The sequence below is a fragment of the bacterium genome (assembly GCA_016786595.1).
In the GTDB taxonomy this organism is placed as follows: Bacteria; Bdellovibrionota_C; UBA2361; order SZUA-149; family JAEUWB01; genus JAEUWB01.
Map to the genome: position 1 here is coordinate 36,736 of JAEUWB010000018.1, position 17,631 is coordinate 54,366.

At 43.5% G+C, this 17,631-nt stretch carries 16 protein-coding genes; 7 read left to right on the top strand and 9 right to left on the bottom strand.

The features are described from left to right. Position 1: 1 nt before the first annotated feature. From JNK13_03490 to JNK13_03500, 3 genes are all read left to right on the top strand, one after another. The gene (locus tag JNK13_03490) at positions 2 to 337 is read left to right on the top strand and encodes a hypothetical protein (GenBank protein ID MBL7661797.1); all 336 of its coding nucleotides are present in this window, start codon (positions 2 to 4) and stop codon (positions 335 to 337) included. Continuing rightward, positions 334 to 903 (top strand): Spy/CpxP family protein refolding chaperone, encoded by a 570-nt coding sequence (locus JNK13_03495; protein ID MBL7661798.1) that lies wholly within the window; start codon positions 334 to 336, stop codon positions 901 to 903. The genes JNK13_03490 and JNK13_03495 overlap by 4 nt, the downstream gene beginning before the upstream one ends. Positions 904 to 1,249: 346 nt before the next feature. Then, positions 1,250 to 1,696 carry a response regulator gene (locus JNK13_03500; protein MBL7661799.1) on the top strand — a complete coding sequence of 149 codons (447 nt, stop codon included), beginning with the start codon at positions 1,250 to 1,252 and terminating at the stop codon, positions 1,694 to 1,696. 1 nt (position 1,697) lies between these two features. Here JNK13_03500 and JNK13_03505 read toward each other — a convergent pair whose 3' ends face one another. Together JNK13_03505 and JNK13_03510 are read right to left on the bottom strand one after the other, a co-directional pair. Further along, positions 1,698 to 2,951, bottom strand: coding sequence for an HlyC/CorC family transporter (locus JNK13_03505; protein ID MBL7661800.1), 1,254 nt, complete (start codon positions 2,949 to 2,951; stop codon positions 1,698 to 1,700). Positions 2,952 to 3,180: 229 nt separating this feature from the next. Continuing rightward, on the bottom strand, positions 3,181 to 3,444 hold the full coding sequence (locus tag JNK13_03510; GenBank protein MBL7661801.1) for a Smr/MutS family protein: 264 nt from the start codon (positions 3,442 to 3,444) through the stop codon (positions 3,181 to 3,183). 267 nt (positions 3,445 to 3,711) lie between these two features. Here JNK13_03510 and JNK13_03515 point away from each other — a divergent pair, with 267 nt between their 5' ends. Both JNK13_03515 and JNK13_03520 read left to right on the top strand, forming a co-directional pair. Further along, on the top strand, positions 3,712 to 4,953 hold the full coding sequence (locus JNK13_03515; protein MBL7661802.1) for an acetyl-CoA C-acyltransferase: 1,242 nt from the start codon (positions 3,712 to 3,714) through the stop codon (positions 4,951 to 4,953). Further along, entirely contained in the window at positions 4,950 to 5,540 is a 591-nt protein-coding gene (locus JNK13_03520) for a hypothetical protein (GenBank protein ID MBL7661803.1), read from the top strand. Before JNK13_03515 ends, JNK13_03520 begins: the two co-directional genes overlap by 4 nt. 2 nt (positions 5,541 to 5,542) lie before the next feature. Here JNK13_03520 and htpX read toward each other — a convergent pair whose 3' ends face one another. Then, a complete protein-coding gene (htpX, locus tag JNK13_03525) occupies positions 5,543 to 6,463 on the bottom strand; it encodes a protease HtpX (protein ID MBL7661804.1) in 921 nt (306 codons plus the stop codon). 194 nt (positions 6,464 to 6,657) lie between these two features. Here htpX and JNK13_03530 point away from each other — a divergent pair, with 194 nt between their 5' ends. Continuing rightward, on the top strand, positions 6,658 to 12,870 hold the full coding sequence (locus JNK13_03530) for a VCBS repeat-containing protein (GenBank protein MBL7661805.1): 6,213 nt from the start codon (positions 6,658 to 6,660) through the stop codon (positions 12,868 to 12,870). Here the strand turns inward: JNK13_03530 and JNK13_03535 are convergent. From JNK13_03535 to JNK13_03545, 3 genes are read right to left on the bottom strand one after another with little or no spacing between them, the layout of a single operon-like run. Next, positions 12,860 to 13,270 (bottom strand): type II toxin-antitoxin system VapC family toxin, encoded by a 411-nt coding sequence (locus tag JNK13_03535; GenBank protein ID MBL7661806.1) that lies wholly within the window; start codon positions 13,268 to 13,270, stop codon positions 12,860 to 12,862. The genes JNK13_03530 and JNK13_03535 overlap by 11 nt on opposite strands. Continuing rightward, positions 13,267 to 13,521 carry a hypothetical protein gene (locus JNK13_03540; GenBank protein ID MBL7661807.1) on the bottom strand — a complete coding sequence of 85 codons (255 nt, stop codon included), beginning with the start codon at positions 13,519 to 13,521 and terminating at the stop codon, positions 13,267 to 13,269. The genes JNK13_03535 and JNK13_03540 overlap by 4 nt, the downstream gene beginning before the upstream one ends. Before the next feature lie 56 nt (positions 13,522 to 13,577). After that, on the bottom strand, positions 13,578 to 14,183 hold the full coding sequence (locus JNK13_03545) for a hypothetical protein (protein ID MBL7661808.1): 606 nt from the start codon (positions 14,181 to 14,183) through the stop codon (positions 13,578 to 13,580). Between the two features lie 107 nt (positions 14,184 to 14,290). Between JNK13_03545 and JNK13_03550 the strand changes: the two genes are divergently transcribed. Next, positions 14,291 to 14,857, top strand: a complete 567-nt coding sequence (locus tag JNK13_03550) for a lytic transglycosylase domain-containing protein (GenBank protein ID MBL7661809.1) — start codon at positions 14,291 to 14,293, stop codon at positions 14,855 to 14,857. Here the strand turns inward: JNK13_03550 and JNK13_03555 are convergent. From JNK13_03555 to JNK13_03565, 3 genes are read right to left on the bottom strand one after another with little or no spacing between them, the layout of a single operon-like run. Then, positions 14,850 to 15,011, bottom strand: coding sequence for a FeoB-associated Cys-rich membrane protein (locus JNK13_03555; GenBank protein ID MBL7661810.1), 162 nt, complete (start codon positions 15,009 to 15,011; stop codon positions 14,850 to 14,852). The two genes, JNK13_03550 and JNK13_03555, sit on opposite strands and share 8 nt — an antisense overlap. Before the next feature lie 5 nt (positions 15,012 to 15,016). Further along, positions 15,017 to 17,080: a ferrous iron transport protein B gene (feoB, locus tag JNK13_03560; protein ID MBL7661811.1), complete on the bottom strand. Its 2,064-nt coding sequence runs from the start codon at positions 17,078 to 17,080 to the stop codon at positions 15,017 to 15,019. A gap of 11 nt (positions 17,081 to 17,091) precedes the next feature. Next, positions 17,092 to 17,346 (bottom strand): ferrous iron transport protein A, encoded by a 255-nt coding sequence (locus tag JNK13_03565; GenBank protein ID MBL7661812.1) that lies wholly within the window; start codon positions 17,344 to 17,346, stop codon positions 17,092 to 17,094. Positions 17,347 to 17,631 lie beyond the last annotated feature (285 nt).

Below are 17,631 nucleotides of genomic sequence, written 5' to 3' on the forward strand. Positions count from 1 at the left end.
TATGAATCAGCGTTTCGAGAGTGCCTGCAATGAACTTAAATCGATCAAACTGCCTGTTCATCTCAAGCACGCTTTAATACAAAACTCGCGTCTAGGTGTTAGTCAGGAGCGGAAACAGGGCTATTTCACTACTCGCAAATTGCTTCAACCCGCTTTTGCCTTAACGGTCCTGGTGCTGGGCTTGGCACTATTGATTAATCCAAATTCTCAGATCTCACAGAATCAGAACACTCCTGCGGAGGACCTGGTTTCTTATCTCTCAGATGATGTTACAGGGCTTTTTGATGACAACGAAGCCTTTGATGAAAGTCTTTTATTATTGGAGGATGTAATATGAAAACAAACTGGATGACGAAGAATGTGTTAAAGCTAATGCCATTAGTTGTATTTTGTGCAACTACACAGCCGACGAATTTGTTTGCGCAGGTATCGCCTCAACAAACGACCGTCCCGGAGCACAAACAAGCGGGAAATGTTGGTAGATTTGGACCGAAGCAGGGTGGATTTCAGGGGAAAATGGGGAATCTAACTGAAGAGCAGCGCAAAAAAATACAAGAATTGCGTAAGAGTGCTGGAATTGAAGAGAAATCAAAGTTACTTCAGGAACAACGTAAAGCCTTGAGAGAAATGCTGACCGATAGAAATGTGGCTGAAGCAACTGTGATCTCACAGGGCGATAAAGTCAACCAACTGCTCGCAGAAGTTAATACAGCTCGCTTGAAAATGATGCTTGCAACCCGCGGTATTTTAACTGACGAGCAACTTAAGAATTTCCATGAAGGAATGGAGCGACTAGGACAAAATCGCAAAGAGAACTTTAAGCATCGTCGAGAAGAATTTAAAAAGCGCTTTACTGCGCAGGGCGCTTCGGGGGATCGTCCGGGAGCTGAGCCGCGAAACTGACTTAATAGTAACGGTAACCTAGCGTGTTATGCGTTGCAGTCTAGCTATCAAAGAATTGTTAGATGTAGAACCTAGGAAGATGCTCTAGATCTCGAGGATTAATGATTGGCCCTAAACGGAGAGGTTTGGGGCCAATTATTTCAAGTAGTTATCTGAGAATGCGTTTATTGGATTAAATTTCTACAATCTTGTCATATCTTTCTTGCATACACGGACAATGTATTTCTTGTATGCAAGAAATTTCAGTGAAAATACTGGATTTGTATTTTTTGTACATGTATAACTCCAGCGTCCGTTGGAGGCTATGCTTGTTTCCAACGAGGTTTAGTTCGCAAGAGGAGTTCCGATGATGGCTAAACTTTCTCAGACGAATACAAATCCAAACTACGCCTTCCGCGAAGTGGCGCAATCTATTCTCGTTGTTGAAGACGATATTCTAGTAAATGAATTAATGGCCGATGTTGTCCGCACCCTCGGCTACCAGCCATTAACGGCTTATGATGCTGATTCTGCACTATCAATACTCGATGCGGCAAGGCATGAGCTCGTGTGCATTATTCTTGATTTTGAAATACCGGGAATGCACGCCGCAAATATTATCCGTTATGTTCGAGAACGCCGCAAAGATTTAAGGCTGATTCTTTCCAGCGGACACGAACAAGATACCATCGAAGCCCAAGTCCCAATGTCGGAAATATCATGCTTTATTCCTAAACCATTTCATTTGAAACGGCTCGAGCAGGATATTTCTAATGTTTTAAATACGGGTGGTGAATCGAAAGCTCGCGAGTGATCTAGCCTTGAGCGGCTTTAGGCAGCTCTTCTTTTTTCTTGACTAGAACCTTATCGACGCGAAAGCCATCCATATCGATGACTTCTAGCACTAAATCCTTGGCTTCAACGACTTCGGTGACGCGCGGGACGTGACCAAGCTCTGACATCACATAGCCACCTACGGTCTGATATCCTACATTGGATTCATCGCCGCGAAGGTCCACTTCGAAATAGTGAAAAAAGTCTTCCAGTGAGGTTGACCCAGGAACCAGAAAAGTCCCGTCAGCGCGTTCAACAATGCCCTCTTCGGTGGCACTATCAGCTACGAGTTCAAGGCCCAGGATTGCCGTTACGGCGTCATGTAATGATACTAAGCCGTCCAATCCACCGTATTCGTCAATGACAATTCCGAAATGCTGATTTGAAGTGCGGAATTGTTTTAGTAAGTGCAAAATTGTTGTTGATCCTGGGATTAAAAGTGCAGGCTTGATTAAACTGCGCCAATCAATGTCGTGACCTTCGACAACTGGTTTCCATAAATCCTTAGCGCAAATGACTCCCTTGAGGTTGTCAATTGATCCTTCAAAAACTGGAAAGTACGTGTGTCGTGTATCTGATACTTTCTGCAAAACTTCTTCAAAGTTATCATCATATTCAATCCACAAAATGTCTGTGCGTGGCGTCATGATTGAGTCAACTCGTCTTTCAGAGAGTTGCTCGATTCTGGATGCAAGCATTTCTTGGTGTTCTTCGAGGAGTGATTCTTCGTCAGACTGTGCTTCTTCACTTGCTTCTGCGATAGCCATTTCAACTGGGGGTTTGACGCCGAAGATTTTAAGGATTTGTGCTGCGCACCAATTTAGAAACCCGAGTAGGGGGCGGGCCAAATTACTGGCAAGCTTAACTACTTTAGAGAAAGTGCGCCCTAATGCTTCAGGGCTATTGAGGGCAAGCCCACGTGGGACGAGCTCTCCAATGATCGCGTAGGGGATTGCAATCAGGATGCTTAAGAAGAGTGCAGCAAAAAAAGAGTAAATGACGCCGGGGAAATAAATCTTAAGCAGCGGCATGATTTTTAAGCCGCAATACATACCTAGAATTAATGTTAGAATTATGCGGATAAATTGCAGGCTCGAGATTTGATTTTCCTGCTCAATTCGGTCCTTTGGATCATCTGAAATATTTTGCTCAAGCGCGACTTCAACCATGCGCACGAATAGGCGCAGAATGAAAAGCGACAGTATGACAACGGAGATTGAAAGCAGATCGTGCATTTAGAAGGTGGCAACGCCAAAGCTATATAATCCTATCGATGAGCATATAAAGTCAAACAGAAGTTTATTATATGAATAAATTCGGTGAGTTATGGAATTCCATGAATAGCCGCTAAGCGCTTTTCTGTTTGCCTCTGAAAGCTGGGATGAAGAGGTACGGGGTTACTTTGGGATGAAGGTACGGGGTTACTTTGTGGGGAGGACGCAGTCAAGGTACGGGGTTACTTTGCTAGAGATAGACAAGCGTTGTCCCGGCGTTGTGATCAAGTAGGCGAAAACTGCTAATGACCCTAGATTTTCTCAAATATTGATGGATTCCCTCACGGACCTTACCTGTTCCAATCCCGTGAATCACTTCAATTTGTGCTACATCTTCATCGAGTATTGCCCGATTAAGGGTTTCTTCGAAGGAGTCAACTGCGTCTCGCACGGTCATTCCATGCAGGTCAATTTTCACAATACGCTTACGTTGAGGGATCGGTCGCTTTTTCATCTGTTTAATTATACCAGTTTGCAAAAAGATTTTGGATCAAACACAGGGTTTTTGCAAACTGGTATATAAGTTATGTCGGAGACACAACCAGCCAATAAATAGCGTTTCCCCCTTTAAAAACAAGCCCATGCAAAGCTTGTGCATGCAGAGGGAATGTTTTTATGACTCAGCTGTGTTTGCTACATCATCAAAATATTTATGGGAAACGCTATAAGCTACTTTTTACAATGCAACTCTTAGAGTTACAGTGTATGAAAATGGAATCCTATGAATAAAAAAATTGCAATTATCGGCGGTATTCGCACACCTTTTGTCAGAGCTGGCGCAGAATTTCGTAATTTAACATTAAAAGACCTTGGGGCTGCAGTGGTGAAAGGCACAATCGAGCGGTTGAATCTCGATCCAGCAAAGATCGACGAGCTCATTATGGGCACTGTTTTACTCGATCCACGAATTCCCAATTGGTCACGTGAAATCCTCTTTGCTGCAGGACTACCCAAGACCGTTTATGCCTACGCAGTTTCAAATAATTGCATTTCGGGATTAGTGGCAATTGCTGCAGGCTTTGATCGTTTGGGTTCGGGGCGAGCGAATTTAATTTTAGCTGGCGGAACCGAATCAATGTCCAATCCAGCAGTTTTATTTTCTCCACAAGCGAGTTCAATTTTTCTAAACCTGGCGCGCACAAAAACCCTTGGTCAGAAACTTAGCCAGGTTTTAAAACTTCGTCCGAAGCACTTTGCTCCACATCCTCCGGGGATTACTGAACCCTCAACCGGATTGACGATGGGACAGCACATGGAGCTTACAGCTCAGAAACTTGCTATTGCTAGACAAATTCAAGATGAAATTGCCTTGCGAAGTCATCAAAATGCCGCACGTGCCTGGGCAGAAGGTATTCATCAGCATCTGACCATGACCGTTCAGGGCGTCACCAGTGACACGATTGTGCGTAAAGATACTTCGCTCGAAAAACTTGCAAAACTTCAGCCAGTTTTTGACCGCAAGGGTTCGGGAACACTGACAGCTGGTAATTCCAGTGCGCTCACGGATGGGGCTTCCTGCGTTGCGCTTGCTAGCGCTGAAGCTGCCTCGAAGCTTAATCAAGACGTCCTAGCCTGGATTAGTGACTATGAATTCAGCGCAATCGATGCTAGCGACGGTTTATTGATGGCTCCAGCAGTTGCCGTGCCGCGATTACTTAGCCGACATAATCTTAAGCTTGAGGATTTTGACTTGATTGAAATTCATGAAGCTTTTGGTGCGCAAGTTGCAGCCAACGTTTGGGCCTGGGAGAACGGCTGGAAAGAGCCAGCTTGTGGCAAGATTGATTGGCAAAAGGTTAACACCCTCGGCGGGTCAATTGCCCTCGGCCATCCATTTGCTGCAACGGGGGGCCGTATTGCGGTTGCACTTGCGCACGAACTCAAGCGTAAAAATCTCAAACGGGGCTTGATTAGCATTTGTGCGGCCGGAGCGATGGCCGGGGCTATGATTTTAGAGAGATGATTCCAATTTTTGTTGATCAATCGGGCGGAGATAAACTGGCGACTTTCGATCTGCCTTTTTATGGATTTGAACGTGATTGGAACGATCTCAAGAGTAATTGCCCGTATACTTATAATATCGCTTTGGATCTTAAAGCTGAAACCCCGTCACTATGTATAGCGCTCAACGACAAAACTTATACAACAGCTTCTGCTAGGGAAAGTAAGTATTGCGAGGATCTCTGGAAGGGTAATGTGCTTGAGCTATTTATTGCTAATCAGGGTAGCCCAGCCTACGAAGAAATTCATCTTGCCCCTGATGGAGCCTGGTGGGCACAAGCATTTAGTGATTATCGCCAACGTGCCGATAACGATCGAAGCCTTACTAACCCTGGTGTAGTAACAGTAGAAATCTGGACACAGGTTATTTTAATGGCAATTCCGCTTCGTGTTTTAAAAACAAATTTTTCAGACTTAGATCGACTCTTAATCAATGTGACGTGCATGAGCGACGGGAAATACTTTTCAGCAGCAAGCTTTCGCTGTGACCCCCCAGACTTTCACCGTCGAGAAAATCTGGAGGCGCCAAAAATTATTAGACTTAGCTAGGCTTAAGTAGCAAAGCTCTGTAATGCTTTAATCCGTTCTTCGATTGGTGGGTGTGTCATAAATAACGCGCCAATTCCTCGGCTACGTCCCCCAGAGATTTTGTAGACGGCCAGAGCATCAGCTTGGGTCGCTGGTAGTGCTCTACGGCCGGAAAGCGAACCGAGAGCTTCAAGGGCGGAGATCATTTTCTCACGTCCAGCGTATTGACCTGCGCCGCGGTCTGCACGAAATTCGCGCTGACGTGAGAAGTAGCAGACAACCATCATTCCTAAAAACCCGAAGAGCAGTGAGAAAACTTCGACAAGGATAAATTGTAACCAGGGAGAATGGCTAGCTTCGCCATCATCGGAATTTCGATTTTGAATCGCTTGACTGACCACGAATGCAAGAATGCGCGCAAAGAACATCACAAAAGCGTTAATCACGCCTTGAATGAGGGCCATGGTTACCATGTCGCCATTTTTAATGTGTGCGATTTCATGTGCCATGACTGCTTCGATTTGGTTGCGATCCATCGTATTGAGTAATCCCTGGGACACGGCCACGAGTGCCCGTGACTGAGAAGGCCCTGTCGCGAAGGCGTTGACTTCGGGGCTGTTATATACGCCGATTTCGGGAAGCTTTGGCAGTCCTGCAGACTGCGTTAAGCGGCGGATCATCTGCACGAGTTCGGAATATTGCCCAGGCTGATCGGGGTTAATAATCTTTACCCCATACATCATCTTGGCACTGAACTTGGAGAGTTGGAGCGAGATAAATGATCCAACCATGCCGTAGATTAAGCAAAAAACTGCTAGTGACTGGTAGTCAATACCACTACGTGTCATCCATGGCTTAGCGCCAACTAATTCAAGAATAAGTTGGATAGTCAAGATGATCGCCAAGTTTGTTACTAAGAAAAATCCAATTCGCTTAAACATAATTAATACTAAAATTCCCCAATAGAATACTCGTGATACTGAATAATTGAAATACTAATAATCATTTAACGCACGGAGGGCAAATTTTTGATTATTTTTTCTAGGCGCAGGGACAATGCTGATGAATTATTCAATTATTAGGCATCTGACATAGAGTGATGGATATATTTTTATAGGTTTTATCTATTAGGTGTTGCATGAAAAAAATCTGCTTACTTGCTCCGATCCTTGCACTGTTATTTTGTTTGGTATTCTGCATTGAAGAAATTCAAGCACAGCAGAGTTGCTTGAAGGGCACATTGCCCGGTGAATTTGAAGTTGATCACCTCGGTCAAGCCCACTACGACATTCCGATCGTTGTCCCGCCAGCAACAAATGGTATGCAGCCGCAATTGTCCTTTCATTATTCAAGTATGGGCGGTGCAAGCCATCTTGGTATGGGTTGGCAATTATCGGGACTGTCAGCAATTACACGCTGCAATGCGAACCGCCATCAAGATGGATACATTGGTTCAGTTCATTTTGATGTTCAAGATCGTTTTTGTCTCGACGGACAAAAACTACAATTGATGACTGGCATTTATGGGCTTCAAGGGTCAACTTACCGAACATCTGTTGATTCACAATCGTTAATCGTGGCCTACGATTTAGGTCAAGGTAATACTGGTCCAGAGCATTTCATGGTCTATACCAAAGATGGTTTAGTATACGAATACGGTGGAAATGCGATCGCGTCAAATGGAAGGATTCTCACGAATGGACTGAGCCCGGCCGAAGTGCGCGTCTGGGCACTTAGTCGAGTATATGACAGGTCTGGAAACTTCATGAAATTTACGTATGGCGTTTCTGATGGAGATTATTTTCCAGCCTCGATCGAATATTCTGGTATCTGCGCAGTGCAAAGAAATTCTTCAGGATTACCCATAAACTGCATCGAAGAGCGACAGCCCTACAATCTCATAAGATTCCAACATGCATTAGGTCAGTCCGAAAGTCTTTGGGTTGGAGGTTCGTACATAAGAGTTAAGCAGCTACTTTCTAAGGTGTCGATTTTTGCACACGGTTCAGCGGTAGGGTCGTATAATTTATCTTATCAGTCTAGTCCGGGAATACAAACGGAACGCCCCAGACTCGACGCGATTAAACGCTGCGACCAGTCTGGAGTGTGTTTAAGTCCAACTCGGTTTATCTGGACCGATCCAGCTACGGGGTCACAATCATACGATGCACGAAACGCCGGAGTCTGGGGGACTGGATTTGGAGGTAAGACAACAGTTACAAAAGATACTTTAGTGGGAGACTGGTCTCCGGATATAGGATCAGCTTTAGGCACAATAGCATTGATTCAAGGTGCGACTCCGATCCCGATTGCTCTACCCGGCTTCCGATCCAACGGCTTTTCTATTTCTGCCAGCGTTGGTATTGGTCCGGTTTCTGTCAACTTTGCGTATAATCGATCTAAAGTGCTGCAAGACTTTCTCGCTGACTTTAATGGTGACGGCAAAACTGACGCATTTCAAATTCATCCGACAGGTGGTGGAAGTGAAGTCTATGTATGGCTTTCAGATGGCACCCAGTTCGTTTCTCAAGGGATGTGGGGAATTGTTGACTCAATTGAAGATTTCCGACTGGGTGATTTTGATGGTGATGGCAAAACGGATATCATTAATTTTCTATACAGCAGCAATTCGACTCAGATCTTATATTCAACCGGAAGCGGATTTAATACAGTATTTTCTTCTATCGCTGCGGGTAGTGCCGAAGATGTAATTATTGCTGACGTAAACGGGGATGCTCGTTCAGACGTTATTGAATTCGAGAAGAAAAAAGAGTTTGGTAACTACAATCCAAATAAAACTAAGCCAAAAGTGTGGTTATCTAAAGATGTCGGTTTTAACACGACTGTAATCGATTTTTCATCAGCGTACAATTTCCCCAGAGTAGATCAGATACATCTCGGGGATATCAATGGAGATGGTTTATCCGACGTTGTTACTGCCGATCCCGGCAATGCGTTTAATACTCCAGAGATTAAGGTCTACCTCTCTAATGGCGCTCAATTCAGCGAAATCCAGACGATTTACCCAGGTTTACATAATTCCGATCTGAATAAAAAAACCGTTACAACATTAGCTGATGTAAACGGAGATCGGCTTGCAGATTTATTAATATTCGATCCCGATATGGATACTTTAGGTAATATTCATAATTCCCCATTAGATGTATTTTTGTCTACAGGAAGTATTGCCAATGCCCCATATGCCACAACGCTGGTGCGAGATTCTTCGTTCGATGTTTCGGATACGGGGTTCTTTTATCGCACGAACGTATTCACAAGGCCTGATTTCATCGGGCAGATTGCTGATATCAATGGTGACGGCAAATCTGATTTAGTTCGGTTTGTGCAAAATGCTACCAATGATGTGGAGGTCCAACTATCTAGCGCTAACGGATTTCTACCGCCAATTGTTTGGGCCAATGGGGTTGCTGGGCACGATGAGATCTTAATTGGAGATCCTGACGGTGATGGTAGATCGGATATCATTAGTTTTCATCAAGATACTAATAACTCTGCAGAAGTATGGTTGTCAGATATGTTCCTATTCCCTGACCGTATCGCCTCAATTTTTGACGGCCATGGAAAGCGCATCGACATTAGCTACAAGCCGATCTCAGATGATTCAATTTATACAGGTGATACGCCGCTTACGTCATTCGATGTGTTAACTAGACATCAACGTGGAGCTTTTTATGTAGTCGAGTCAATTGGCCGCTCTAATGGCAATGATGGAATGTATAGTGAGACACATGCATATCGTGGTTCCAAGGCACATTTGAGCTATGGCTTACTTGGATTCGAAGAAATCACCACAAGCGACCCGCAGCGCCAGTTTAGCCGAATTGCGAAATATAATCAGCTTTATCCGCTGACAGGAACTACTGCCTCTGAAACTTTAAGAACTGCTAATTTAGTCAATGTGCTACAGGACGTTCATACTTGGAAAACCCAATCGAATACTCTTAACCCGCAAGTTAAAAGAGTCTATCTCGAGAAAACTGTGCGTAACGAGCGCGAGCTTAATAGCGCCACTATCAGTAACGTCACGACTTTAAATTCCTATGATGCTTACAATAATATCTTGTCGATCAAAAGAACTACGCCAACTGCGTATGGAGAAACGAATACGTATACGTATTTACCAGCAGATGAGTTGTCATGGACAATTGGCTTGCATAGTAGCGAAGTTCGTAGTGCTTCCGTCGCAAATGGTAGTTCGCAATCGTATTCAATCTTTAACACCTTTGATACGCAGCGGCGCCGGCTATTAAGTTCTACTACGACTTGGATGCAAAACTTAAATTCCATGACCTTAAGGATAGATTATACCTACGATTCTCGAGGAAATATTCTGACTGAAAAAATCTCTGGCACGAACATCTCAACACGTCAGATGGATACGATTTATGACGCTTTTGGGCAATTCCCTACTCAGAGTATGAACGCTCTAGGTCATATCGAGCGCTACTATTTCAATAGTAAATTCGGAGTGCTCGACAGCACTATCGATGTAAATAATCAGATGACGGATAATTATTACGATACGTTTAGTCGATACATTGGGACGCTAAGACCAGACGGAACCATTACGTCTATTGACTATTGTTATACGCCGACATTGGCTGAAATCCCTCCATTATATAGTCATTCGATCGTTATCAGAGAAACCGGGAAACCAGAAAGACGAATGCACTTTGACAATCTGGGACGAAGTCTTAGAAGTGTGAAAATCGGCTTTGATGGAACTCCAATCTTTGTTGATAATAAATTTGATGGATTGATGAGACTAATATCGACAACTGTGCCGTATTTTCAAGGACAAAACACTAACGTTCCCGCAAAGATTTATCAGTATGATCCAATCGACCGCCCAGCAAAAATTACCTATCCAACTGGAGCGATCTCGCAATTTACTTATCAAGCTCCAGCGGTGGTTATTGCTAATCCGGTTGTGGGCGCGACAACTTATGGGCGGACTGTCCGGGAATTGAGAACAGGAAATCGGGAAAGTATCTCCAGCTATAACGATTTAGGCCAGTTAATTCAAACACATGACGTCAGCAGTTCCAATGGAACAATGCTACAAATGCAGAGTTATTCTTATGATACTTATGGAAATTTATTCAAAACAGTAGACGCCAATGGAAATATCACTACTGCAACTAATGATAACTTAGGATATCAACTTTCGTTAAATGACCCTGACCGAGGATTAAATTCTTATAACTATGATGCGCTCGGCCAAGTCATGTCGAGCAAAGACGCCCGAGGCTTAATTACGATGTATCAGTATGACCTACTAGGCCGGTTAAAGATTCGTTCAGACGCATCAGGAGTCAGCCAGTGGACATATGATTTGGCAAAGAAGGGAACTCTTTCTAGATTACAAGGTAGCAATGGATACATAGCACAGTATTCATATGACACGCTTACCCGACCTTCTGCTGTCTTAGAAACTATTCAAGGTAGTAATTACACTACAAGTTTTGCTTATGATTCATCAGGACGTATGTCCGAGATCACATACCCAGGTGCACCGTTAATGAAGGTTGCCTATGGATATAATACTTTTGGATATCTTGCACGTGTTTATAACCCAGCGAATAACGGCAATTACTGGCAATTAGTCAAAGCCAATGAGCGCTTGCAGTCCGGTCATTTCATTCTAGGGAATAACGTAGAAGAAAAGCGAACATACCACCGGTCGTCAGGTCAAGTTGCAGGTATTAATACGAATAAAGTTGGCAGCACAAACTTTTATCAGCAACTTGTTTACTATTATGACAATCTAAGCCGTCTTAGCGCCGAGTACGATATTAAAAATGGCTATATCCTGTCGCATCAGTATGATGCGATCGACCGCATTACGCATTCAACGTCGTGTAACTTCTTATATGTCTGCAGCGCTCCAAAAACATATAGCTATGATAAAATTGGCAATATCCTCTCAAAGTCAGACCTAGGAAATTATTTATACGCTCCTGGCGCTAAGCCACACGCAGTAAAATCAATTACGCCATACTCTGGCCCGCAAATTAACTTCCAATATGATTTGGCCGGCAACACCTTATCTGGAAATGGTAAAAATTATGCTTGGGATCCACAGGGAATGCCCTCAAGAATTAGTGATGGTGTTAACGACATATTAATATCTTATAATCCGGACTTGAAGAAAATTGCTGTGCAAGACGGATTAAACACTTTCCGAACCCATTATGTCGGGAAGATTTATGAGTCAACCGTGAATAGTTTGGGCAGTTTTCAGAAGCGCTTTGTTTACGTAGGCGATGCGATTGTCGCTACAAGATTTGACACGTTTGTTGGGATAACACCACAAGTCACGCTACTTTATCATAATACGGACCGCTTGGGCTCAATAACCGCAGTGACAAATAGTTCGGGCAATCTTGTAAGTGGACACAAGTTTGATCCGTTTGGGCAGGCAGTAAGTAGTGGCATTTCCTCAAATCAGCGTGGATTTACCGGACATGAGTATTATCAAAATCTCAAATTGATTGACATGAATGCCCGGGTTTATGACCCAATTACTGCGCGGTTTGCTTCGGCAGACACGCTCGTGCCGGATGTAACTAATTCGCAGAGCTTTAATCGCTATAGTTATGTCAACAATAGTCCAACAATGTTTACAGATCCAAGTGGTCATGCGCAAATACCGCCTGACCCGATTGCCTTTAGTGGAACTAGTGCGGTCGTAGATATCTCTGCCAATATTTCAGCGGTTAATACATTCAGAGGAGTCGACGGAATGGGATTTATATCGGTAGTGAATTCTGCGAATGCGGCGATGAGATTGAATCAAGACATGCAACCACTGCAAACCTTTAAACCGATCCAAGGCACGCTTGTTGCGGAACGGGATGCGACAAATGTAAGTATGATCAGAAACTTTCGCAACGGTTCTGATCCTCTAATGATTGCGAAAACGGAACTGGAAATGCAGCAAATGTTTGAAGATCGGAAAATTGTTTTAAATGCCGCATTCTGGTTTTTTCCCGAAGTCAAAGCCGTAAGTATGATTGATAAGTCCTTTACGGCTATTAATTTACTGTCAACAATAAATAAAGAAGATCCAACCTCAAGCGATTTAGTCGACGTAGGTAGTTCGACGAAAGATCTTGTTACGCCGTATAAGCCAACTGACTACTCGTTAACTAGGAAAGCTTTATCTGGCGTTAAGTCAATAGTGATCGATTATGGCATAAGTCAGGCACTAGAATTGTTTAAGACTCCAAAGTCTGCGGCTTATAATTCTAAATCAAATATGCTGGTTGCTGAGCCCGATGCCACGTATGTCAAGCCACCTGTGATCTTTTCACTGCCTATGAGATAAATTTCACTCGTTTCACCCAAGGCACAATTTCGAAATCTAGATCGTAAGTTGCAACTTGGGTGATTTGATTGACTTCCATGCAAGCGATATGAATAGCATCTCGAGTGGTTAGTTTTGGATAATCTTCAAGAAGCCTTCTAGCACGTAATAGTTCTTCATTTCCAATTGGGAGAATCGCCAGATCTAAGATTTGAATACTATCAAAGCAGTTAAATGCAACTTCACGCTTGTTGATTGCAATATAACGATGCAAAATCTCCTGTAAAACTTCACTATTTATGCAATATTTTTCTCGACTCGTTGGTCGTAGGAGCCCCTCCAGGAATTTTTGGCAGGGTTTCTGCTCGGGGCTTGGTTTCCCGGCAGCATACATGAAGATATTTGCATCAATAAAAATCATTTATAGCGCCGTTTAAATGATTCCTTGATCATTGTATCTACGTCAGACACTGGAGCATTTTGGGAAAATAACTTCATTAGTGCAGTTTTTTTATTGTCGGTCGTGCACTCTCCGATAGAACTTAGCGCTTTGTCTCTTAAATGTCTGCGTGCCCACTCAGCTAGTGAAATTCCTTCACGTTTCGCCGCAGATTTGAGGAGATGCTCATCTCCTGGTGCAATCGGGATTTGCAATCTTTTAATCATACTCATATGTATGAGTATAGCTGATATTTCTATAAACTGGAAATTTAATTTTTTATCCATAGTTACGATAGATTATCCCAGCGCTTTTTAGTGAAAGTTGATAACTCAATATATAATCTCTCAATCAATCCGCGCCTTGATGCTCTATCCTGAAAATAAATCGAAATGGCCTGGACAAATAAATCTCGCACTTGCAAATAGCTGATAGTCAGCACACTGCCTTGTAGTTCCAAATACTGCGCCATTAAAATCTCTAAACCCTCCAGGCGCAATGTCATCCCCCCATAAGCCTCACTCCAATATAAACCAAGCCGTTCATCACGCTTACGAAACCACTCTTCGACAAGTGCAGCGCGAGCTGACGAGTAATTCTCCTTGAAATATCCGCGAACTGAATCAGGCAAACGCTCGTTATTAGATGAAAATATTACCTCCTGCCCACGGTCAGAAAGCTCAATCGTTAGAATTACTTGATCATTGTCGACAATTTCACAGCAAATATTTTTTTGGATACACGCCTCCCGTCCGTAGAAAAATAGACTACGGCCAGGTTTAGAAAAAAGCAGCACAAAGTCGGCTAAGTTGTTAACTTGACTCAGGATGCTGCGAATTTCTAGTTCATGCTCAGGAGTTGGAATCGACTTCCAACTCAGATGTCGATAAAACATTCGCTTTAAACCTTGTAGACTCGTCAAAATTGTCAAATGGTAACAATAGAATTATCGTCCGTTTGGGAGTGAGTTGTGACTGGGACGCTAAAAAAAATTAAATCGGCATGAATTTAAGGATTCTTAAATACCTCTGGAATGTAGCCGTTGCTGCGACAGTTACATACTGCGCCTATCATGTTTTTATCACTAACAAGAATCGATTAATTTCTCCGTTTGGTAAAAATTTGGCTTTAGTTCTCGAAGCACGACAAACAAGCATGGCAGTGTGCCCAGGATCCAATCGGCAAATGCATCCCGAGTTGCGCGTGGCAGTCAGAGCAGCGGCAGCCAAATATGATCTAGATCAGACCTTATTACTTGCCGTTGTCGCAACCGAGTCAGCTTGTAAAACTGACGCAGTTTCCCCAAAAGGAGCTCGCGGAGCAATGCAAGTCATGCCTGCAACCGGGGCAGAAGTTGGGACCGACGAGCTTGAGCGCACGTATGACAACGTTTTTGCAGGCGCAAGCTATTTACGTAAGATGCTTGACCAATTCGGAGATGAGAAATTAGCGCTAGCTGCCTATAATTGCGGCCCTGCTTGCGTGCGGCGTGCCAAGGGCATTCCGAAAAATAAAGAAACATCCGAGTATGTGAGAAAAGTCACAAAACTAAAAAAAGAAATTATTTAGGGAAACTCTGGGGCGTTTCACTTTTTTTGTTTTTCTCCGCACAACAACCCCCACAAGATTTTTCCCCTTTGCTGCGACGCAGACGTTGAAAAAGCCCAAATGCAGCAAGTATCACTACAACAATAATTACCAGTGATTCGAGTTCATCATGCATAAATTTCAAAGCCCCAGGCTGTATGCTACGTTATAGGTTAACATCGAGGCAAGATAAGCAAGTAGTGTTAAATATCCAAACATAATGATCGGCCATTTATATGACCGAGTTTCTCGGTAACAGACCGACAAAGTCGACATACACTGACAAGCAAAGACAAAAAAGACCAGTAGTGACAAAGCTGTTGCAATTGAAAAATCTCCTTGTAGGTGCCGCTCTTTGAGTAATTGCAAGAGTGAGTGCGAATTTTCGCCCTCTGTGGAGACGTTATACATCGTGGCTAGGCTACTCACAAAAACTTCACGCGCAGCAAAAGCAGCAATCAGGCCAACGCCAATCTCCCAATTAAAACCCAGCGGCTTAAGCGCTGGCTCGAGGATATGCCCAAGCTGCCCGGCAAAACTACTTCGCGCACGAATATCGGCTTGGGGTTCGTCATAATGCGGATAGGTGGTAAGAAACCAAAGAATAATTGAACAAAGAAAAATAATCGTCCCGGCGTTCTTGAGAAAACCTAAAACTTGATCCCAGACTTGTCGTAGCGTTGTTCTAAGGGACGGCGCACGCAGTGGGGGAAGTTCTAAGACAAACACCGTTGGGTTATGGTGTAAAAAACCACGGCGCATAATTAATGCTACAAATAAGGCGCCAATAATGCCTAAAAAATAAAGACCAAAGAAGGTTATACTTTGTAGCGAGAAAACGCCTAAAACTGTGGTTGCGGGGATTACCGCGGCAATGATCAAAGTATAGACTGGCAGTCTCGCACTGCAACTCATTAGTGGGATAACCATGATTGTTGTCAGGCGGTCGGCCCATGAGGGAATAGAACGAGTTGAAAGAATTCCTGGTATTGCGCAGCCAAAAGAATTTAGCAGTGGCACAAATCCACGACCCTGCAGGCCAAAGGGTCGCATGATGCGGTCCATTAAGACTGCTGCGCGTGCCAGGTAGCCACTATCTTCCAAAAATCCCAAGAATAAAAATAGCAAAGCAATCTGCGGAACAAAGACAACTACGCTGCCTACTCCTGCGAGAATGCCATCGACAAGCAGGCTTTGGATTTGTCCAGGAGGGATAATTTGTATCAGTGCGCCACTAATTTTTGTAATTAAGCTATCGAGCAATTCAGTTGGCACGCTCGACCAGGAAAATATTGCTTGAAACATGCAAAACATCATGATTGCAAACGTAGCAAGTCCAGTGTACTTGCCGGAAATAAAATTATCAATTTTAGCGCGCCATGAAAATTGTTTTAATTCGGGTAGGCGCTGCACGTCGCGGGCAACACTATGCGCCCATTGATAGCGTCCTGAAGCTTCGTAAGAAAACGGATCGATTCCACTTGTAATTAATCGCGCGCGCGCCTGATTAATCAATTCACGCTCGCTTGCGCTTGCGGGCACGATCGACTGAGATAAGTAGGCGCCTGCTAAAACATAAGGAGAGGGGGAATTGGCCACACTCTCTAGGTCTGTTCTGATATGTTCTAACTCTTCACGAACCTGTTCTGATGCTTTATTCCAAGAGAGTAGATGCGGCGCGTCTTTTTGCTCGAGAGCGAGTAGATCTTCAATTTTTTTCTGCAGCTCATCAAGTCCAGATTTGGTGCGAGCTGAAATTGAGACAACAGGCAGATTTGTTTTTTTCTCTAGTAAATCGCGATAAATTGTAATACCCGCTGACTCAACCTCATCCATCATATTCAAGCAAAGAATGGTCGGAGTGTTTTGGTCGAGTAATTGTGAAATCAAATAGAGGTTACGCTCGAGGTTAATTGCATCGGCGATAATTAAAATTAAATCCGGGGTTCGAGTGTGGGTATCTAAGCCTAGTATGATATTTGAGGTGATTTGCTCGTCAAAGGAACTGCCGCCAATGCCGTAAATGCCTGGTAAGTCCGAGAGGATGATTTTTTTTCCTGAAGGGAGCTGCAGAGCTCCTTCTTTTTTCTCTACGGTGACGCCAGGGTAATTTGCGACTTTATAGTTAGAACCAGTCAGCGCATTAAATAAGGTCGTTTTGCCAGAATTTGGTGTACCGACAAGTGCGATAAAAGGTGTGCGCACAGTTAGTTGAGCTAGTCTTGATCGTTAACACGAATATGGCTTGCTTCAGATTTGCGAAGTGACCAGAGCGTATTAGCTACAGAAACAGTGATTGGGCATCCTAGTGGAGCAATTGAATGGACCGAAACTTCGCGACCATTGGTTAGTCCAAGTGAAAGGAGTTTGCGTTTGAGTTCTGCACATTCACATTGAACCGAGGAAACCACGCACGATTCACCGGCTTTCAGTTCAGACAGACAGCGCTCTTTTCCTTTTTCACAGAACATAAGTATCCAAAAGATATGTTAGTCGATTATGTAACTATTTAACTATATAGAGCATACATGATCTTGCTTGGTATATCAAGCAAGTAGTGTAACTATCTCAATTTTATTGAGATTTTATTGTTCGCAAAAAAGCAAGGCCCTTAATGCTTCGATTATCATTCAATATTACATAACAAATCAAAACCATGACTTAAAATACGAAAAGGCAGGCTTTTCGTGGGTAGATTGCTGTAATGAGTCAAAAAGGTGTAGTAGGAGCGACAAAAGTTTGAGTAAGAGGTTTAT